Origin of the sequence: Pseudomonas fluorescens (assembly GCF_002022275.1) — a bacterium.
GTDB lineage: Bacteria > Pseudomonadota > Gammaproteobacteria > Pseudomonadales > Pseudomonadaceae > Aquipseudomonas > Aquipseudomonas fluorescens_AJ.
The window spans coordinates 431,712-447,560 of record NZ_MSDF01000014.1 but is presented as its reverse complement, the minus strand read 5'-3'; the positions used below and the strand labels follow the sequence as shown (position 1 = coordinate 447,560).

At 61.2% G+C, this 15,849-nt stretch carries 18 protein-coding genes; 9 read left to right on the top strand and 9 right to left on the bottom strand.

Going from position 1 to position 15,849, the window contains the following annotated elements; genetic code table 11:
* Positions 1–108 precede the first annotated feature (108 nt).
* Together BFW87_RS10330 and BFW87_RS10325 are read left to right on the top strand one after the other, a co-directional pair.
* Positions 109–1,029, top strand: a complete 921-nt coding sequence (locus BFW87_RS10330; RefSeq protein WP_078739748.1) for a LysR substrate-binding domain-containing protein — start codon at positions 109–111, stop codon at positions 1,027–1,029.
* A 166-nt stretch (positions 1,030–1,195) separates the two neighbouring features.
* Positions 1,196–3,172 (top strand): methyl-accepting chemotaxis protein, encoded by a 1,977-nt coding sequence (locus tag BFW87_RS10325; RefSeq protein WP_078739747.1) that lies wholly within the window; start codon positions 1,196–1,198, stop codon positions 3,170–3,172.
* A 3-nt stretch (positions 3,173–3,175) separates the two neighbouring features.
* On the opposite strand, the gene BFW87_RS10320 is transcribed toward BFW87_RS10325, so the two are convergent.
* Entirely contained in the window at positions 3,176–4,090 is a 915-nt protein-coding gene (locus BFW87_RS10320) for an ABC transporter six-transmembrane domain-containing protein (protein WP_078739746.1), read from the bottom strand.
* Between the two features lie 113 nt (positions 4,091–4,203).
* On the opposite strand from BFW87_RS10320, the gene BFW87_RS10315 reads away from it, so the two are divergent.
* Entirely contained in the window at positions 4,204–4,794 is a 591-nt protein-coding gene (locus BFW87_RS10315; RefSeq protein ID WP_078739745.1) for a TetR/AcrR family transcriptional regulator, read from the top strand.
* A gap of 273 nt (positions 4,795–5,067) precedes the next feature.
* Here BFW87_RS10315 and BFW87_RS10310 read toward each other — a convergent pair whose 3' ends face one another.
* Positions 5,068–6,564, bottom strand: a complete 1,497-nt coding sequence (locus BFW87_RS10310) for a YifB family Mg chelatase-like AAA ATPase (protein WP_078739744.1) — start codon at positions 6,562–6,564, stop codon at positions 5,068–5,070.
* A 217-nt stretch (positions 6,565–6,781) separates the two neighbouring features.
* The gene (locus tag BFW87_RS10305; RefSeq protein ID WP_078739743.1) at positions 6,782–7,045 is read right to left on the bottom strand and encodes an accessory factor UbiK family protein; all 264 of its coding nucleotides are present in this window, start codon (positions 7,043–7,045) and stop codon (positions 6,782–6,784) included.
* Between the two features lie 422 nt (positions 7,046–7,467).
* Here BFW87_RS10305 and glnK point away from each other — a divergent pair, with 422 nt between their 5' ends.
* From glnK to sutA, 4 genes are all read left to right on the top strand, one after another.
* Positions 7,468–7,806, top strand: coding sequence for a P-II family nitrogen regulator (glnK, locus tag BFW87_RS10300; protein WP_002555808.1), 339 nt, complete (start codon positions 7,468–7,470; stop codon positions 7,804–7,806).
* A 35-nt stretch (positions 7,807–7,841) separates the two neighbouring features.
* Positions 7,842–9,182 (top strand): ammonium transporter, encoded by a 1,341-nt coding sequence (locus BFW87_RS10295; RefSeq protein WP_078739742.1) that lies wholly within the window; start codon positions 7,842–7,844, stop codon positions 9,180–9,182.
* A 211-nt stretch (positions 9,183–9,393) separates the two neighbouring features.
* Complete coding sequence (locus BFW87_RS10290) at positions 9,394–9,819, top strand: secondary thiamine-phosphate synthase enzyme YjbQ (protein ID WP_078739741.1); 426 nt, start codon at positions 9,394–9,396, stop codon at positions 9,817–9,819.
* 102 nt (positions 9,820–9,921) lie between these two features.
* The gene (sutA, locus tag BFW87_RS10285; protein WP_078739740.1) at positions 9,922–10,254 is read left to right on the top strand and encodes a transcriptional regulator SutA; all 333 of its coding nucleotides are present in this window, start codon (positions 9,922–9,924) and stop codon (positions 10,252–10,254) included.
* A gap of 163 nt (positions 10,255–10,417) precedes the next feature.
* Here the strand turns inward: sutA and BFW87_RS10280 are convergent, their stop codons facing one another.
* The 6 genes from BFW87_RS10280 to lptM are packed head-to-tail and all read right to left on the bottom strand — an operon-like array spanning position 10,418 to position 15,009.
* Positions 10,418–11,119 (bottom strand): HAD family hydrolase, encoded by a 702-nt coding sequence (locus BFW87_RS10280; RefSeq protein ID WP_078739739.1) that lies wholly within the window; start codon positions 11,117–11,119, stop codon positions 10,418–10,420.
* A complete protein-coding gene (gene xerC, locus BFW87_RS10275; RefSeq protein ID WP_078739738.1) occupies positions 11,116–12,015 on the bottom strand; it encodes a tyrosine recombinase XerC in 900 nt (299 codons plus the stop codon). Before xerC ends, BFW87_RS10280 begins: the two co-directional genes overlap by 4 nt.
* A 2-nt stretch (positions 12,016–12,017) precedes the next feature.
* Complete coding sequence (locus BFW87_RS10270; RefSeq protein ID WP_078739737.1) at positions 12,018–12,734, bottom strand: DUF484 family protein; 717 nt, start codon at positions 12,732–12,734, stop codon at positions 12,018–12,020.
* 13 nt (positions 12,735–12,747) lie between these two features.
* Entirely contained in the window at positions 12,748–13,578 is an 831-nt protein-coding gene (gene dapF, locus BFW87_RS10265) for a diaminopimelate epimerase (protein ID WP_078739736.1), read from the bottom strand.
* 3 nt (positions 13,579–13,581) lie between these two features.
* Positions 13,582–14,829 (bottom strand): diaminopimelate decarboxylase, encoded by a 1,248-nt coding sequence (gene lysA, locus BFW87_RS10260; protein ID WP_078739735.1) that lies wholly within the window; start codon positions 14,827–14,829, stop codon positions 13,582–13,584.
* A 9-nt stretch (positions 14,830–14,838) separates the two neighbouring features.
* Positions 14,839–15,009: an LPS translocon maturation chaperone LptM gene (lptM, locus tag BFW87_RS10255; RefSeq protein ID WP_078739734.1), complete on the bottom strand. Its 171-nt coding sequence runs from the start codon at positions 15,007–15,009 to the stop codon at positions 14,839–14,841.
* A gap of 238 nt (positions 15,010–15,247) precedes the next feature.
* Here lptM and cyaY point away from each other — a divergent pair, with 238 nt between their 5' ends.
* Together cyaY and BFW87_RS10240 are read left to right on the top strand one after the other, a co-directional pair.
* Positions 15,248–15,595 carry an iron donor protein CyaY gene (cyaY, locus tag BFW87_RS10245; protein ID WP_078739732.1) on the top strand — a complete coding sequence of 116 codons (348 nt, stop codon included), beginning with the start codon at positions 15,248–15,250 and terminating at the stop codon, positions 15,593–15,595.
* Positions 15,596–15,597: 2 nt separating this feature from the next.
* Positions 15,598–15,816 carry a DUF1289 domain-containing protein gene (locus tag BFW87_RS10240; protein WP_078739731.1) on the top strand — a complete coding sequence of 73 codons (219 nt, stop codon included), beginning with the start codon at positions 15,598–15,600 and terminating at the stop codon, positions 15,814–15,816.
* Positions 15,817–15,849: the final 33 nt, after the last annotated feature.

Sequence of the window (15,849 nt, the reverse complement as noted above, 5' to 3'; positions counted from 1 at the left end):
GCTTTCAGCCCATTGCACAAAAGGATAAAAGCGATGGCGTGCATGATTAAAACTCATGTAAGAGCGATTCTGGTAGGGTTTGGGCATTGCGCCGTCGGAGCTTTCCCTATGTCTCGTCGTCTACCTCCGCTTTATGCCCTGCGTGCTTTTGAAGCCGCCTCGCGGCACAACTCTTTCACCCGCGCGGCAGAAGAGCTGTCCATTACTCAAAGTGCGGTGAGCCGACATATCCGCACGCTTGAAGAGCACTTTGCCTGCCGTCTGTTCCAGCGCAGCGGACGCACCTTGCAACTCACTGAAGCCGCGCGCTTGCTGCTGCCCGGCGTGCGCGAAGGCTTCGCAGCGCTGGAGCGGGCTTGTCACACGTTGAATGCCGAAGACGACATCCTGCGCATGAAAGCGCCGTCGACCTTGACCATGCGTTGGTTACTCGCGCGACTCAGTCGTTTCCGGGCTTTGCAGCCGGGCAACGAGGTGCAGCTCACCAGCGCGTGGATGAGCGTGGATGAAGTGGACTTCAATAACGAACCTTTCGACTGCGCGGTGCTGTTGAGCTACGGGCATTTTCCGGCGGACTGGGAGGCGAGCTACCTGTTCCCCGAACTGCTGATTCCGGTGGGCGCGCCCAACTTGTTGAATGATGGCCCGTGGGACGTAAACCGCTTGGCCGCCGCCGAGCTGCTGCACCCCACCCCCGATCGTCGCGACTGGCGCAACTGGCTGGAGCGCATGGGGTTGTCGTCCCAGGTTTCACTTAAGGGCGGGCAGGTGTTCGACACGCTGGAGCTGGGCATGATCGCCGCCGCGCGGGGTTATGGCGTGTCCATGGGCGACCTGTTGATGGTGGCCGAAGACGTGGCCCAGGGTCGATTGAGCTTGCCTTGGCCGACGGCAGTGGCGAGTAGGGAAAATTACTATCTGGTGTGGCCGAAAACCCGTCCCGGCGGCGAGCGTTTGCGCCGGTTGGCGGAGTTTCTTCAAGGTGAAGTCAAGGCCATGGAACTGCCCCAGGTTGAGCGCCTCGATTGACCATTCGTGCAATCGTTTGCGCGATACCCCTGCGAATCGCTCAAGTATTCGCTGTGCCCGCCGAAGAAGGTGTGTTGGAGCCTTCTCGCCTCGACGTTTCCCACCAGATAATTTGCCGAGTAGCGCTATGAGATCAGGATGATCCTGGCCTCGGCCAGGAGCTTTTATGTCTCAACCCCGCGCTCGGATCGCCTCCCAGTTAGGCCTCGCATTGGCCGTTATTTTGGCTGTCGTCATCAGCGGCAGCACGGTTTTCGCCTTGCGTTCCCTCGACTCCGCCAACCTCGACACCCGCGAGGAACACTTGGCGAGCGAGGCGCGCTTGCTGGCCGACCAACTCAATACCTTCCACAGCACCTTGCGCGAAAGTACCCAGCGTTTGAGCGGGCTGTTTGAAAAGCGCTTCGGCGCGGGCTTGAGTGTACGGGCGGACCAGCCGGTGACCGTGGCCGGCGTGCAGACTCCGAGCCTGTACCTGGGCCAGGACGTGCTGAACAACAACTTCGATGAAGTGGACGAGTTCAAGCAAATGTCCGGCGGCGTGGCCACGGTATTCGTGCGCAGCGGCGAAGACTTCATCCGCATCAGCACCTCGCTGACCAAGCAGGATGGCAACCGCGCCATCGGCACCGTACTCGACCACCAGCACCCGGCTTACCAACGCCTGCTGGCCGGTCAGAGTTATGTAGGCCGCGCGGTGCTGTTTGACCGTTCCTACATGACCCAATACAGCCCGGTGCGTGATGCCAGCGGCAAAGTCATCGCCGTGCTGTTTATCGGTTTTGATTACACCGACGAGCAGAAAGCCCAGTTCGACAACCTCAAGCGCTTCCGCATCGGCCAGACCGGTTCCCTGGCGCTGCTGGATGAGCAGAAGCACTGGCTGGTACCACCGGCGGGCGTGCAGGCGCTGGATCAGGCGATTCCGGTGATGCTCGACCTGGCCAAGAAACCGGGTGAAGGCCGCTTCTGGAGCGACAAGAACGAAGATTTCTACAGCGTCTCGGTACCGTTCGAAGGCGGGCCGTGGTCGGTGGTGGCAAGCATGCCGAAATCGGAAATCCGCGCCGTCACTTGGGCTGTCGGAATTCGCTTGGTGATTGGCAGCGTGCTGGCGATGTTGCTGGCGGTGGGCGCGGCGGTCTGGTTGCTGCGCAGCAAATTGCAGCCCCTGAGTGATCTGGTGCGTCAGGCCGAAGCCTTGGGGGCGGGCGATTTGAGTGCGCGCTTGAACGTCTCCAGCAACGATGAAATCGGCCAGTTGGCGGGCAGCTTCAACCAGATGGGTGAAGCGCTGTCGACCATGGTTTCGCACATTCGCACGGCGGCCGAAGAGGTCAACAGTCGGGCGCAGGCGCTGTCCGGGTTGTCCGGCGGGGCCTATGAAGGCATGGAGCAGCAGTCCGGCGAAATAACCAGCATGGCCGGCGCGGTGGAAGAGTTCAGCGCTACCTCGCTGAACATCGCCGACAACATGGGCAACACCGAGCGCCTGGCTCAGGAAAACGCGCAGCAGACCCGGATTGGTCGTAACTCGATGCAAGAGGCGTCGTCGTCCCTGGAACATATCGCCACTTCCCTGAACAGCACGGCCACGGTGATCAACACCTTGGGTCAACGCTCCCAGGAGATCGGCGGGATCGTCGGCGTGATCACCTCGATCGCCGAGCAGACCAACTTGCTCGCGCTCAACGCTGCCATCGAAGCGGCCCGCGCCGGTGAGCAAGGCCGTGGTTTTGCCGTGGTGGCCGACGAAGTGCGCAACCTGGCGTCGCGTACCCGTCAGGCCACTGACGAAATTTCGGTGATGATCCAGAGCATCCAGCAGGAAACCGGCAACGCCATCAGCACCATGGAACACGGCAACACGCTGATGCAGGAAGGCCTGTCGCGTAACGCTGACGTGGCTTCGGCCCTGGCGCGCATTGATGAGCAAAGCCGTTCGGCTGGTCAGCAATTCGCCGCGATTACCACCGCGACCCAAGAGCAGAGCAGCACCGCGACCTTGCTCAGCAGCAACCTGCAAAGCATTGCACTGGCCAACAGCGAGCAGCGCGAAGTGGTGTCGAACCTGGCGGTTACCGCCAAGGAACTGGAAACCCTGGCGGCCGGCTTGCGCCATGAAGTGGACCGGTTTCGTTAAGGTTTAGCGCTCGCCCAGGCCTGGGTCAACGCGCTTGCCGATGTCTTTGAGACGCGCCAGTTGATCGACCATCCCTGGCGCTTCATCCAGGCTGCTGACGAAGGTCCACAGGTAGGTCATCACCGCGTAGATGTGGCCAGCCTTCACCGCTGGCGACAGGGCCAATTGGCTGATCGCGACCACAAACAGCAGGGCTGCCAGCGTGCCGATAAACAGGAAGGCGGCGGCCTCGCGGTCAGACAGCCAGATGCGCAGGCGCGACAGCACGTGATAGTGACGCTGCAACGTCTGCGCGCCGACCTTTTCCACCAGGCCGATTTCCTTCTCCAAACGGTCGTTCAAGCGCTCATGCAACTGCTGATTGCGACGCGCAAAGCGTGGTAGCAGGGTGGTGCACAGCAGTAAAGCCGTCAGGCACGCCAGGCCAATCCACGGTTCGATCACCAGCAACATCACCGCCGCACCGACGATGGACACCAGTGCCGTCGCGATGATGGGCACGTGTTTTTCGAAGAAATCCACAAAGTCCCGCGCCAGCACTACCCGTGCTGCGGCCCGTGACGTGCTGTGGTTTTGCAGGCGTTGATTGAGGATCACCGGCACCGCGAGGTCGGCGTAGATGCGCGTAAAGGTGCGCGTGTCCAACGCACGGCGTGCCGCGCCCACGACCCAGAACGCCAGCACCACAGCGGCGTAGAACAGCGCGCTGCCGGCATCGCCACGAATGATCGAGTCCACCGCGAACCCTGCAAACAGCGGATACGCCAGTAGCAGCGCGTTCTCCAGCGCCACCAGCGACAGCGTGCAGAACAGCTTGCCGGGGTAGGCCTTGGCGATTGCCTTGAGGGTTTGGCTGGCGGATTGCTGGCCAATTTTCTGGCTTTCTTCGATCAGGATTTGCGGTGTGACGGATGACATGGGGTGCACCAAAGGAGTGTAAGACGCTATTATTGAGCGACTGCTCAAGTATCCTTGAGCGACCGCTCAAAAAGCAAGCGCCGCTCATCTAGCGGCGCCTGAAGGAATTGCCCATGTCGCGTATCGACCGTAAAGACCAGATCATCGCCGCCGCCCTGGAGCTGTTTCGCAGCAAGGGTTTCGCTGATGTGTCCACCCGTGACCTGGCTGAACATGCCGGGCTGTCGCGTAGTCACGTTTATCACTATTTCAGCGACTGGAATGAGTTGCGCCGCGAAGCCTTTGTGCGCTTTGCCAACGAGCAACTGGATGAAGTGCGCGCGCCGTTGGTGGGCCTGCCGCCGCAGGAAGCGCTGGTCGGATTTTTGCGCGACTGCCTGCCAAGTACCGCCGACGCAGGCTGGGCGCTGTGGCTGGATGCCTGGGATGAGGCGATGCATGACCCGCAAATGGCCGAGGCCTATCTGGTGATCAACGCCCAGTGGCAAGGCATGCTCGCTGAGGTGATCGAGCGGGGCGTGGTTGCCGAAGTGTTCCGCTGTGATTCGCCGAAACGCGCCGCCCGGCAGATCTTTGCTGTGGCGATGGGGTATGCCGATGATTTGATGCTTAAACCGTCCACTGAGTCTGCAGAAGCGGCGCTGGATGAGGTGATGGAGGTGGCGCGGTTGTTGTTGGGTTTCTCCGCCCCGGCAACTACATAACATTCGACGGCTGCCAAATCCCACTGTGGTGAGCAGGGCTGGTTTTTGTGGCGAGCGGGCTTGTTGTGGTGAATGGGCTTGTTGTGGCGAGCGGGCTTGCCCGCGTTGGGCTGCGCAGCGGCCCCAGAACCCGACGACACGGTCTATCAGTTGAACCGCAGCGGCCGAATTGGGAGCGCTTCGCACTCCAACGCGGGCAAGCCCGCTCGCCACAACAAGCCCGCTCGCCAGGGCAGGCCCGTTCACCACAACAGACCTGCTTGCCACAGGGAGTCAGCTCAATGCCGCTGGTCGATATTGCAGCGCTTCGGCCAAATGATGCCGGGCGATGTTCTCAACCTGTTCAAGGTCAGCCAGGGTGCGCGCGACTTTGAGCAACCGATGGGCTGCTCGCAGCGATAAGGTCAGCCGTTCGCAGGCGCTTTCCAGCCAGCCTTCGTCAGCCTTCGCCAGTTTGCAGTGCGTGCGTAATCCCGGTAGATCAAGGAAAGCGTTGGCGCAGCCCTGGCGCTTTTGCTGGCGCTCGCGGGCTTCGGCGACTTCTGCCGAAGCCTTTGCCGTGTTGTCACCGGGTTGTTGGGTTGGATTGAGCGCGGTGGTTTCCCGGGCGACGGTGAGGTGCAAATCGATCCGGTCCAGCAACGGCCCTGAAAGTTTGTTGCGGTAGCGCTGGATCTGCTCCGGTGTGCAACGACAGCGACCGCTGGGTTCGCCCAGGTAGCCGCAAGGGCATGGGTTCATCGCCGCGACAAGCTGGAAGCGTGCCGGGAAACTGACTCGGTCACGGGCACGGGAAATCACGATTTGCCCCGACTCCAAAGGTTCGCGCAGCACCTCCAGTACCTTGCGATCGAATTCCGGCAGCTCGTCCAGAAACAGTACGCCGTGATGGGCCAAAGTAATCTCACCCGGTTGCGGCTTCGACCCGCCGCCCACTAGGGCCGGCCCTGAGGCGGAGTGATGCGGCTGACGAAACGGCCTGTGTGGCCAATGGCTCAAAGGTGCCAGGCTGACCACTGACTGAATCGCTGCCACTTCCAGGGCTTCCTGCTCGCTCAAGGGCGGCAGCAGGCCGGGCAGGCGGCTGGCGAGCAAGGTCTTGCCGGTGCCCGGCGGCCCGCTGAACAGCAGGTTATGCGCGCCGGCTGCGGCAATCAGCAGCGCGCGTTTGGCCGCCAGTTGACCTTGCACCTCACTCAAGTCCGGGTAGGGCTTGTTCAGGTACAGCAAACCGTCGGACTTGTACGGCTCAATCGGCACATGCCCATTCAGGTGCGCCACCACTTGCAGCAGGTGATCCACCGCAATTACCTTCAACCCCGACGCCAGGCAAGCCTCCTCGGCATTCGCCCGTGGCACTATCACGGTGCGCCCGGCCTTGCGTGCCGCCAGCGCTGCCGGCAACACGCCTTTGACCGCGCGCACTTCGCCGGACAGCGCCAACTCGCCCAGGCACTCCACGTCGTCGAGCATCAATGATGGGACTTGCACGCTGGCCGCCAGAATCCCCAGGGCAATCGCCAAATCAAAACGCCCGCCGTCCTTGGGCAGGTCGGCGGGCGCGAGGTTGAGGGTGATGCGCCGGGCCGGGTATTGCAGCGCGGAGTTGAGGATGGCGCTGCGTACGCGGTCCTTGCTCTCCTTGACGGCGGTTTCGGGCAGGCCGACCAATGTCAGGGACGGCAGACCATTGGCCATGTGCACTTCAACGGTGACGGCTGGGGCTTCAACGCCAATTTGGGCGCGGCTGTGGACAATGGCGAGGGACATGCTCGTTCCTTGAAAGGGAGGCCGCTTCCTGCGGGTTTTTTCAAGGGTAGACGAGGTGGGGAAAGGTGAGGCGGGGGAGGTTTTACAGAACGTATCCAGAGTGGATCACAACGCTTTATGTGGGAGCTGGCTTGCCTGCGATGGCGGTCTATCAGTTAGCCCTGTGATATCTGGCCCACCGCTATCGCAGGCAAGCCAGCTCCCACAGGGGCCGAGTTTATTCAGCAGTGGGCGGCGTTAACTTGGCTTCCAGCTCGGCCACTTTCGCCTCCAGGCTCTCCAACCGTGCACGCGTGCGCACCAACACCACCATCTGGCTATCAAACTCCTCCCGGCTCACCAGGTCGAGTTTGCTGAAGCCGCTTTGCAGCAGCGCCTTGAACTGGCTTTCGATTTCGTTGCGGGGCAGCGGGGTGTCGCCGCTGAACAGGCGAGAGGCGTGGCCGCTCAGGGCGTCGAGGAGGTCTTTGGGCGCGAGCATGGGAAATATTCCGGAAAACTGTTGGCCGGCAGTGTATCACGCAGCGTCTATAGTCTTTTTCAGCGCCGGCCACGCACGCTTTTCGCGCAGCGTACCGGGCAGTCGCGCACTGTTTGAGTGCGCATTGGTGTTGCCGGAAAGCCCCGCAGGTGGGCATAAGTGGGCAAAGGACTGATTTCAGTGATTTTTACGGAGCTGGCAAGGTTTCTGCTTAGACGATCATGACCCATGCACTGATGCAGTCGCTGTGACGAATGCAGTGCGCCGACGGATCAGGGGTACAGGTTTCGTCACCAGTGGTTCGCTGGCGTCGCAACGGTAAATGCCGAGGCGACGACGCGTTACAAAGCCAGGCACTGCGCTTAGACTTGAGACGGGTTTGTTTTCCTGGGGCAAGTCCACCAATTCGGGAGAGAGTTTTCATGAAGCTAGTCACTGCCATCATCAAGCCGTTCAAGTTGGACGATGTACGCGAGTCGTTGTCCGAGATCGGCGTGCAGGGCATTACCGTTACTGAGGTCAAAGGCTTCGGTCGGCAGAAGGGTCACACCGAGCTGTATCGCGGCGCGGAATACGTGGTCGATTTTCTGCCAAAGGTGAAGATTGATGTCGCCATTGACGACAAGGATCTTGACCGGGTTATCGAGGCGATAACCAAGGCGGCCAACACCGGCAAGATCGGTGACGGCAAGATCTTCGTGGTCAATCTGGAACAGGCTATTCGCATCCGTACCGGCGAAACCGATACCGACGCAATCTAAGCCGCCAAACCCCCAACGCCCCAGGAGAAAACAATATGACTCTGCGTAAATTCGCAGGGCTAGGAGCCCTGTTGTCCCTCGTAATGCCGGCCCTGGCATTGGCGGCGGACCCAGTCCCAGCTCCAGTCCTCAATTCCGGCGACACGGCGTGGATGCTCACATCCACCGCGCTGGTACTGTTCATGACCATTCCGGGCCTGGCGCTGTTCTACGGCGGCATGGTTCGCTCCAAAAACATTCTGTCGGTGATGATGCAGTGCTTCGCCATCACCGGCCTGATCTCCATCCTCTGGTTCGTGTACGGCTATAGCCTGGCGTTCGACACCACCGGTATGGAAGCAGGCGTCGTCAACCTCAACTCGTTTGTGGGCGGCCTGTCCAAACTCTTTCTCTCGGGTGTGACCCCGGCCAGCATCACCGGCCCGGCGGCGTTGTTCCCTGAGTCGGTGTTTGTCACCTTCCAGATGACGTTTGCCATCATTACTCCTGCGCTGATCGTGGGTGCTTTCGCCGAGCGTATGAAGTTCTCCGCGATGCTGATCTTCATGGGCATCTGGTTCACCCTGGTTTACGCGCCGATTGCTCACATGGTGTGGGGCGGTCCGGGTTCGTTGCTGGGCGACTGGGGCGTGCTGGACTTCGCAGGCGGCACCGTGGTTCACATCAACGCCGGTGTGGCTGGCCTGGTGGCGTGCCTGGTACTCGGCAAGCGCAAAGGCTTCCCGACCACCCCGATGGCACCGCACAACCTGGGTTACACCCTGGTCGGCGCCGCCATGCTGTGGGTTGGCTGGTTCGGCTTCAACGCAGGCTCTGCTGCTGCGGCCAACGGCACTGCCGGCATGGCGATGCTGGTTACCCAGATCGCTACCGCTGCTGCGGCGCTGGGCTGGATGTTTGCTGAGTGGGTCACCCACGGTAAGCCAAGCGCACTGGGCATCGCCTCGGGTGTGGTTGCAGGCCTGGTAGCAATCACTCCGGCTGCCGGTACTGTGGGCCCGATGGGCGCTCTGGTGATCGGCCTGGCGGCTGGCGTCGTGTGCTTCTTCTGCGCCACGACCCTGAAACGCAAACTGGGCTACGACGACTCCCTGGACGCCTTCGGCGTGCACGGTATCGGCGGTATCCTCGGCGCAATCCTGACCGGCGTGTTCGCTGCACCGGCGATGGGCGGCTTCAACGCCACCACCACTGACATCGCGGCGCAAGTCTGGATCCAGTGCAAAGGCGTCGGCTTCACCGTGATCTACACGGCCATCGTGACCTTCATCATCCTCAAAGTGCTGGATGCGGTCATGGGCCTGCGGGTTACCGATGAGGAAGAGGCGGTCGGCCTCGACCTGGCGCAACACAACGAACGCGGCTACAACTTGTAAGTACGCGTAAAAAAGATGCCCGGCTTGCCGGGCATTTTTTTGTCTGGCGTTTGTCAGTGATAGGGCGCTGTACCGGTTTTTGCGCAAAGTTTGTGATGGAGCGCACACGGCACTTTTCAGCGTGTGAAAGTCTTACAGGTATGTAGGCGTATTCGACACTTTGTTTTTTCCCAGAGCGCGCTAGAATGCGCGCCGATGGGCGGAGAACTGTATGTGGCAACAGACCCTGATAACCCTGCGGGCCAAGCCCCGGGGCTTTCACCTGGTGACGGACGAGTTGCTCGCCGGCTTGCCTGAATTAAAGGCGTGCCGTGTGGGCCTGTTGCATCTGTGGCTGCAGCACACCTCGGCCTCGTTGACGGTCAACGAGAATGCCGACCCGGCGGTTCGCCGTGACTTCGAGCGTTTTTTCAACTCGCTGGTGCCGCAAGGGCGTGCAGGGTTCGAACATGACGACGAAGGTCCGGATGATCTGCCGGCGCACTTCAAGGCCAGTCTCCTGGGCTGCCAGCTGAGTTTGCCGGTGAACGCCGGCCGCTTGGCGATGGGGACCTGGCAAGGTGTTTATCTGGGCGAGCACCGTGATCATGGCGGTGCTCGTAAAGTCCTCGCCACGTTGCATGGTGATGAGGCATAAGCCACTGGTTAACCAGTGGATGTTGATTTTTTTCCGGCGACCTCGACAGAGGGTGAAGCTGGGCTATAACTAATCTGCTTTTCGCAAGTCATGAGGTAGAACATGAGCGACGATGATCTGGAAAACGACGAACTCGAATCGGGTGACGAAGACGATACCGAAGAAGGTCTTGAGGCAGCGGTCGAAGACGTTGCTGACGAGGGCGATGACGGTGGCGAAGACGCACCTGCCAAAGCAGCCAAAGGCAAAGCCAAGGCTGCAGTGTCGGTAGACGAGCTGCCAAGCGTTGAAGCCAAGAACAAAGAGCGCGATGCGCTGGCCCGTGCGATGGAAGAATTCCTCGCTAAAGGCGGCAGAGTGCAGGAAGTCGAGGCCAACGTGGTGGCTGATCCACCGAAAAAGCCTGATAACAAGTACGGCAGCCGACCTATCTGAGGTCAGTTATCGCTTGTAAGAAAAAGCCCGCCGTCGCTGCGGGCTTTTTCATGCCTGGAATAAATCCTCTGTGGGAGCTGGCTTGCCTGCGATGGCGGTCTATCAGCTGGCTCTGTGATGTCTGGCCCACCGCTATCGCAGGCAAGCCAGCTCCCACAGGGGTTTAGTGTTGGTTCCAGCTACGAAGCAAGGGCGGCAGCTCGGTCAGGTTGCGAATCTGCGCATCTGGAGCTGTCTCGCCCTCCCAGGCCTTGCCCGTCGGGTTAAACCACACCGCCCGCAGCCCTGCCTGTTGCGCCCCGGCAATGTCATCGCCAGGGTGATCACCAATATGCACCGCCTGGCTCGCCTCCACACCGCCACGCTGCAACGCTTCCTGAAACAATCGCGCGTCCGGCTTGGCGATGCCGATGTCTTCAGCGCGCAGGGCAAAGTGGAAGTAATGTGCCAGGCCTACGCGCTGTACGTCCGCGTTGCCGTTGGTGATCACCCCCAGCAGAAAGTGCTCGCGTAGGGCTTGAAGCATCGGCTCTGCTTCAGGAAAGGGCGTGAGCTGGTGCCGCACGTGGATGAACGCCTCGTAGCACACGTCCGCCATTTCAGTGGCCTGCGGCTGTGGATAACCCGCCTCTTCAAACGCGTGCATCAGCACGCGGTGGCGCAGAATGCTGATGCGGTATTTCAGCTCGGGATGGCGCTCCAGCACGGTCTGGCGCAGCTTTGCGAAGTGCTCCAGCGGCAGGTCGCCCACTTTGGAGGCGTTCACCGCCAGCCACTCGCGCATCGACGCTTCGGCGCCGATGATGACGGGTACGTTGTCCCAGAGTGTGTCGTCCAGGTCGAAGGTGATCAGCTTGATACTCATGAGTCGCCGCCCTTGATGCGTTTGGCCCGTGGATGGGCGCTGTCGTACACCGTTGCCAGGTGCTGGAAGTCGAGGTGGGTGTAAATCTGCGTGGTCTTGATGTCGGCGTGGCCGAGCAATTCCTGCACGGCGCGCAGGTCCTGTGATGATTCCAGCAGGTGGCTGGCGAAGGAGTGGCGCAGCATGTGCGGGTGCAGGTTTTGCCCCAGCTCACGCTCGCCGGCCGCCTTGACCCGCAGCTGAATGGCGCGTGGACCGAGGCGTCGGCCTTGCTGGCTGACAAACACCGCGTCGTCCGCCGGGTTGGTCAACAGGCGCAGTGGCAGCCACAGTTGCAAGGCTTCGCGAGCCTTGCGCCCCACGGGCAGCACGCGGGTTTTGCTGCCCTTGCCGAGCACTTGCACCAGGCCGTCCGCGAGGTCGAGCTGATCGAGATTAAGGCCGGTCAGCTCCGACAGGCGCAGGCCCGAGGAGTAGAACAACTCCAGAATCGCCTGGTCACGATGGGCCAGGAAGTCGTCCTCGACGGCGCCATCCAATAGTTGAAGGGTGCGGTCCGTATCCAGCGTCTTGGGCAGGCGCCGCTCGCCCTTGGGCGGCGATAGGCCATTGGCCGGGTCGTGGTCGCACAGGCCTTCGCGATTGAGGTAGTGATAGAGCCCACGCACCGCCGACAGCAAGCGCGACAGGCTGCGCGAAGACTGACCAGCCTGGTGCAAACGCGCGATCAGGCCACGCAGGCTCTGGATATCCAGGGCCTTCCAGCTGCTGATGTGATGTTTTTCGCAGTACGCCAGGACCTTGTTCAAGTCCCGCCGATAGGCTTCCAGTGTGTGGGGTGACACCTGGCGCTCGTTGCGCAGGTGAGCGCAGTAAGCGTCCAGTTGCCGTTCCATGGCTAGCGCACCGCGCGCAGGGCGGTGGTAAAGCGCGGCAGCACGCGGCCCAGCACTTCGGCGATGTAGGTCAAAAACAGCGTGCCCACGGAGCTTTTATAGTGCGCAGGATCACGGCTGGCGATGGCCAATACGCCGTGCAGGCCTTGGTGGCTGAGGGCGACGACGGCGGTGGAGCCGATCTGTTTGCGCTGTTCGGCACCAAACAGAAAGTCCAGCTCGTGCTCACGCAAGGTACCGCTGATGGTCTTGCCTTCGGAGAGCAAGCCGCCAATGGCGGTCTGTGCGTCGCTGCCGCTGACCCAGCGGCCCACCGGCATCGGGTTGTCGCTGAACAGGATCAGGCTGACAAAAGGCACCTGAAAGTCCTGGCGCAGGCTGTCTTCCACGGCGATCACCGTTTCTTCCAGGCTGGTAGCGTCCATCAGCGTCAGAATAAGGCGCCGGGTCTTGTCGAAAAGGCGGTCATTGTCGCGGGCAACGTCCATCAGCTGTGAAAGCCGATGGCGCATTTCGATATTGCGCTCGCGCAGTATCTTCATTTGCCGCTCCACCAGCGACACGGTATCGCCGCGCTGGTGAGGGATGCGCAAGGCCGGCAGCAGTTCTTCGTGCTCGACGAAGAAGTCCGGATTAGCCTCAAGGAACGCCGCAACTGCAGCGGCCTCCAGACTTTCACTTGGAGATGCTTGGGCGGGTACTTGAGGCTTATCGGTCATTGGCTTGGCTCACTCATAGACGGACCTGTCCTTCGTATACACGCGAGGCCGGCCCGGTCATTAATACCGGGTGGCCAGGGCCTGCCCATTCGATGGACAAACGCCCACCAGGCAGGTCGATCAGCAGGGGCGAATCCATCCACCCCTGGCTGATCGCGGCCACGGCAGCGGCGCAAGCACCGGTACCGCAGGCCTGGGTTTCGCCGGCGCCGCGCTCCCACACGCGCAATTGCGCGCGGGAACGGTCGATCACCTGCAGAAAACCCACATTCACCCGTGCCGGAAAGCGCGGGTGGTGTTCGATCTTCGGCCCCAGTTCATGCACCGGGGCATTGTTGATGTCGTTGACGCGCAGCACGGCATGGGGATTGCCCATGGACACGGCGGCGATATCAACGCTTTTGCCATCAACGTCCAGCGCGTAGCTGGCTGCCTGCTCGGTAGCCTGGAACGGGATGTCCGCCGGCACCAGGCGTGGCGCGCCCATGTTGACGCTGATCTGGCCGTCGCTGCGGATATCCAGCTCGATCACACCGCTTTTGGTCTCGACGCGAATCTGGCGCTTGGCAGTCAGGCGCTTGTCCAGCACAAAGCGCGCGAAGCAGCGCGCACCGTTGCCGCACTGTTCCACTTCGGAACCGTCGGAGTTGAAGATCCGGTAACGGAAATCCACCTCCGGGTTGCTCGGCGCTTCCACCAGCAGCAACTGGTCGAAACCAATGCCGGTGTGGCGATCGCCCCACTGTTTAGCGTGTTTGGGCAGGATGTGCGCGTGCTGGCTGACCAGGTCCAGGACCATGAAATCATTGCCCAGCCCGTGCATTTTGGTAAAACGCAGCAGCATGGCTTACTCCGGCAGCAGGCTTTCGCCAGCATACAACTCGGCTACCGTCTCGCGGCGACGCACTTCAAACGCTTGATCACCGTCCACCAGCACCTCGGCGGTACGGCCGCGGGTGTTGTAGTTGGAACTCATGACAAACCCGTAGGCACCGGCCGAATGCACGGCCAGCAGGTCGCCTTCTTCCAGCGCCAACTGACGATCCTTGGCCAGGAAGTCGCCGGTTTCGCAGATCGGGCCGACGATGTCATAGGCGCGCGCTTCGCTGTTGCGAGGCGTCACGGCGGTGACATTCATCCAGGCCTGATACAGCGCCGGGCGGATCAGGTCGTTCATCGCCGCGTCGACGATGGCGAAATCCTTGTGCTCGGTGTGCTTGAGGTACTCGATCTGGGTCAACAGCACGCCGGCGTTGGCGACGATGTAGCGGCCCGGCTCGAACATCAGCGTCAGGTCACGGCCTTCAATGCGCTCGCGCACCGCTTTGATGTAGTCGGCGATCAGCGGCGGCTCTTCGTCGCGATAACGCACGCCTACACCACCACCGAGGTCGATGTGGTGCAGGTAGATGCCGCATTCGCCGAGGCGGTCGATCAACGCCAGCAGGCGGTCGAGGGCGTCGAGGAAGGGTGGCAACGTGGTCAGCTGCGAACCGATATGGCAATCCACGCCCAGCACTTCCAGGTTTGGCAGTTGGGCGGCGCGGATGTACACGTCCTCGGCGTCGGCAATGGCGATGCCGAACTTGTTCTCTTTGAGACCGGTGGAAATGTACGGGTGGGTGCCGGCATCGACGTCCGGGTTGACGCGCAGGGAGATCGGCGCGCGAACGCCCATCTCGGCGGCCACGACCTGCAGGCGTTCCAGCTCGTCGGTGGATTCGATGTTGAAGCAGTGCACACCCACTTCCAGCGCGCGGCGCATGTCTTCGCGGCTTTTACCGACGCCGGAAAACACGATCTTTTCAGGCTTGCCACCGGCCGCCAGTACACGTTCCAGCTCGCCACGGGAGACGATGTCAAAACCGGCGCCCAGGCGTGCCAGGACATTCAGTACACCCAGGTTGGAGTTGGCCTTGACCGCGTAGCACACCAGGTGTGGAACGCCGTCCAGTGAGTCGGTGAAAGAACGGTATTGGGCTTCGATATGCGCACGCGAGTACACATAAGTCGGGGTGCCAAAGCGCTCGGCAATCGCGGACAACGCCACGCCTTCCGCGAACAGCTCGCCGTCCCGGTAGTTAAAAGCGTCCATGGAGTTCCCTTATTCGTAGGTGTCGTGCTTGTGCGCTTTTGATGGCTTTTGCGACGATTGCGCCTGGTCATTCGGGTCTTTGCTGTCATCGGGCAGGTACAGCGGGCCTTTTTGACCACAGGCACTAACGAGGCAAGCGACCGCGACGAGCGCAGCAAGGGAAGAGATCAGGCGCTTCATGGCGAAATCCTTGAATATGCATTAATTGCGCCCGAGTATACCGACCACCCGCCAGCTTGCCTATGCGCCGGAATACCCGTCCGGCGGGGGTTTGCCGAGATAGTTGAGAAGCAGGCTACGCTGGCTGAGGAATTTTCATGCAGCTGGCGCGGATGAAATCAGTATCCTTTGCAATCGGCGAAGCTCGCCCGTATCGTGCGGCGCTTGAGCAAGACCAGACACTTTTGAGGTTGCCACAATGAGTTTGACCGAAGCCCGTTTTCACGACTTGGTGGATTCGACCCAGCAGGCGCTGGAAGATATTTTCGACGACAGCGGCCTGGACGTGGACCTCGAAAACTCGGCCGGCGTGTTGACCGTCAAGTTCGAGAGCGGCCAACAGTTGATCTTCAGTCGCCAGGAACCGCTGCGTCAGCTGTGGCTGGCGGCGCGCTCCGGTGGTGTTCACTTCGACTATGACGAAGAAAGCGGTAAATGGCAGTGCGACAAGAGTGAGGAGCTGTTGGGTGAAATGCTCGCGCGCCTGGTCGAGGAATATACCGGCGAAGCGCTGGACTTTGATGAGTTGGGGCAGGACGAGATCTGACCGTGACCCAGCCTGCACCTGTACGTCCGCCCAAGCCGCTGTTCAGCAATGTCAGCCCGGCGGTGCCGTCACCTTGTATCAGTTTGTGTCGCCTGGACGATCAGAAAGTCTGCCTCGGTTGCTTCCGCCACGTGGAAGACATCCGTGAATGGCGCTCCGCCGACGATGCCCGCCGCCGGGTGATTTGCGCCCAGGCTGAGCAGCGCAGGGCGCACGCCTGAGGTCGCCTTGTTTATTTGTGTCGCTGTGGTAGT

Coding starts and splice junctions, on each gene's coding strand:
- lysA (WP_078739735.1), bottom strand. CDS start 14,829: ATGGACGCTTTTAACTACCGGGACGGCGAGCTGTTCGCGGAAGGCGTG.
- xerC (WP_078739738.1), bottom strand. CDS start 12,015: ATGGAACGGCAACTGGACGCTTACTGCGCTCACCTGCGCAACGAGCGC.
- sutA (WP_078739740.1), top strand. CDS start 9,922: ATGAGCGACGATGATCTGGAAAACGACGAACTCGAATCGGGTGACGAA.
- BFW87_RS10330 (WP_078739748.1), top strand. CDS start 109: ATGTCTCGTCGTCTACCTCCGCTTTATGCCCTGCGTGCTTTTGAAGCC.
- cyaY (WP_078739732.1), top strand. CDS start 15,248: ATGAGTTTGACCGAAGCCCGTTTTCACGACTTGGTGGATTCGACCCAG.
- glnK (WP_002555808.1), top strand. CDS start 7,468: ATGAAGCTAGTCACTGCCATCATCAAGCCGTTCAAGTTGGACGATGTA.
- BFW87_RS10280 (WP_078739739.1), bottom strand. CDS start 11,119: ATGAGTATCAAGCTGATCACCTTCGACCTGGACGACACACTCTGGGAC.
- BFW87_RS10290 (WP_078739741.1), top strand. CDS start 9,394: ATGTGGCAACAGACCCTGATAACCCTGCGGGCCAAGCCCCGGGGCTTT.
- lptM (WP_078739734.1), bottom strand. CDS start 15,009: ATGAAGCGCCTGATCTCTTCCCTTGCTGCGCTCGTCGCGGTCGCTTGC.
- BFW87_RS10310 (WP_078739744.1), bottom strand. CDS start 6,564: ATGTCCCTCGCCATTGTCCACAGCCGCGCCCAAATTGGCGTTGAAGCC.
- BFW87_RS10325 (WP_078739747.1), top strand. CDS start 1,196: ATGTCTCAACCCCGCGCTCGGATCGCCTCCCAGTTAGGCCTCGCATTG.
- BFW87_RS10315 (WP_078739745.1), top strand. CDS start 4,204: ATGTCGCGTATCGACCGTAAAGACCAGATCATCGCCGCCGCCCTGGAG.
- BFW87_RS10320 (WP_078739746.1), bottom strand. CDS start 4,090: ATGTCATCCGTCACACCGCAAATCCTGATCGAAGAAAGCCAGAAAATT.
- BFW87_RS10305 (WP_078739743.1), bottom strand. CDS start 7,045: ATGCTCGCGCCCAAAGACCTCCTCGACGCCCTGAGCGGCCACGCCTCT.
- dapF (WP_078739736.1), bottom strand. CDS start 13,578: ATGCTGCTGCGTTTTACCAAAATGCACGGGCTGGGCAATGATTTCATG.
- BFW87_RS10270 (WP_078739737.1), bottom strand. CDS start 12,734: ATGACCGATAAGCCTCAAGTACCCGCCCAAGCATCTCCAAGTGAAAGT.
- BFW87_RS10295 (WP_078739742.1), top strand. CDS start 7,842: ATGACTCTGCGTAAATTCGCAGGGCTAGGAGCCCTGTTGTCCCTCGTA.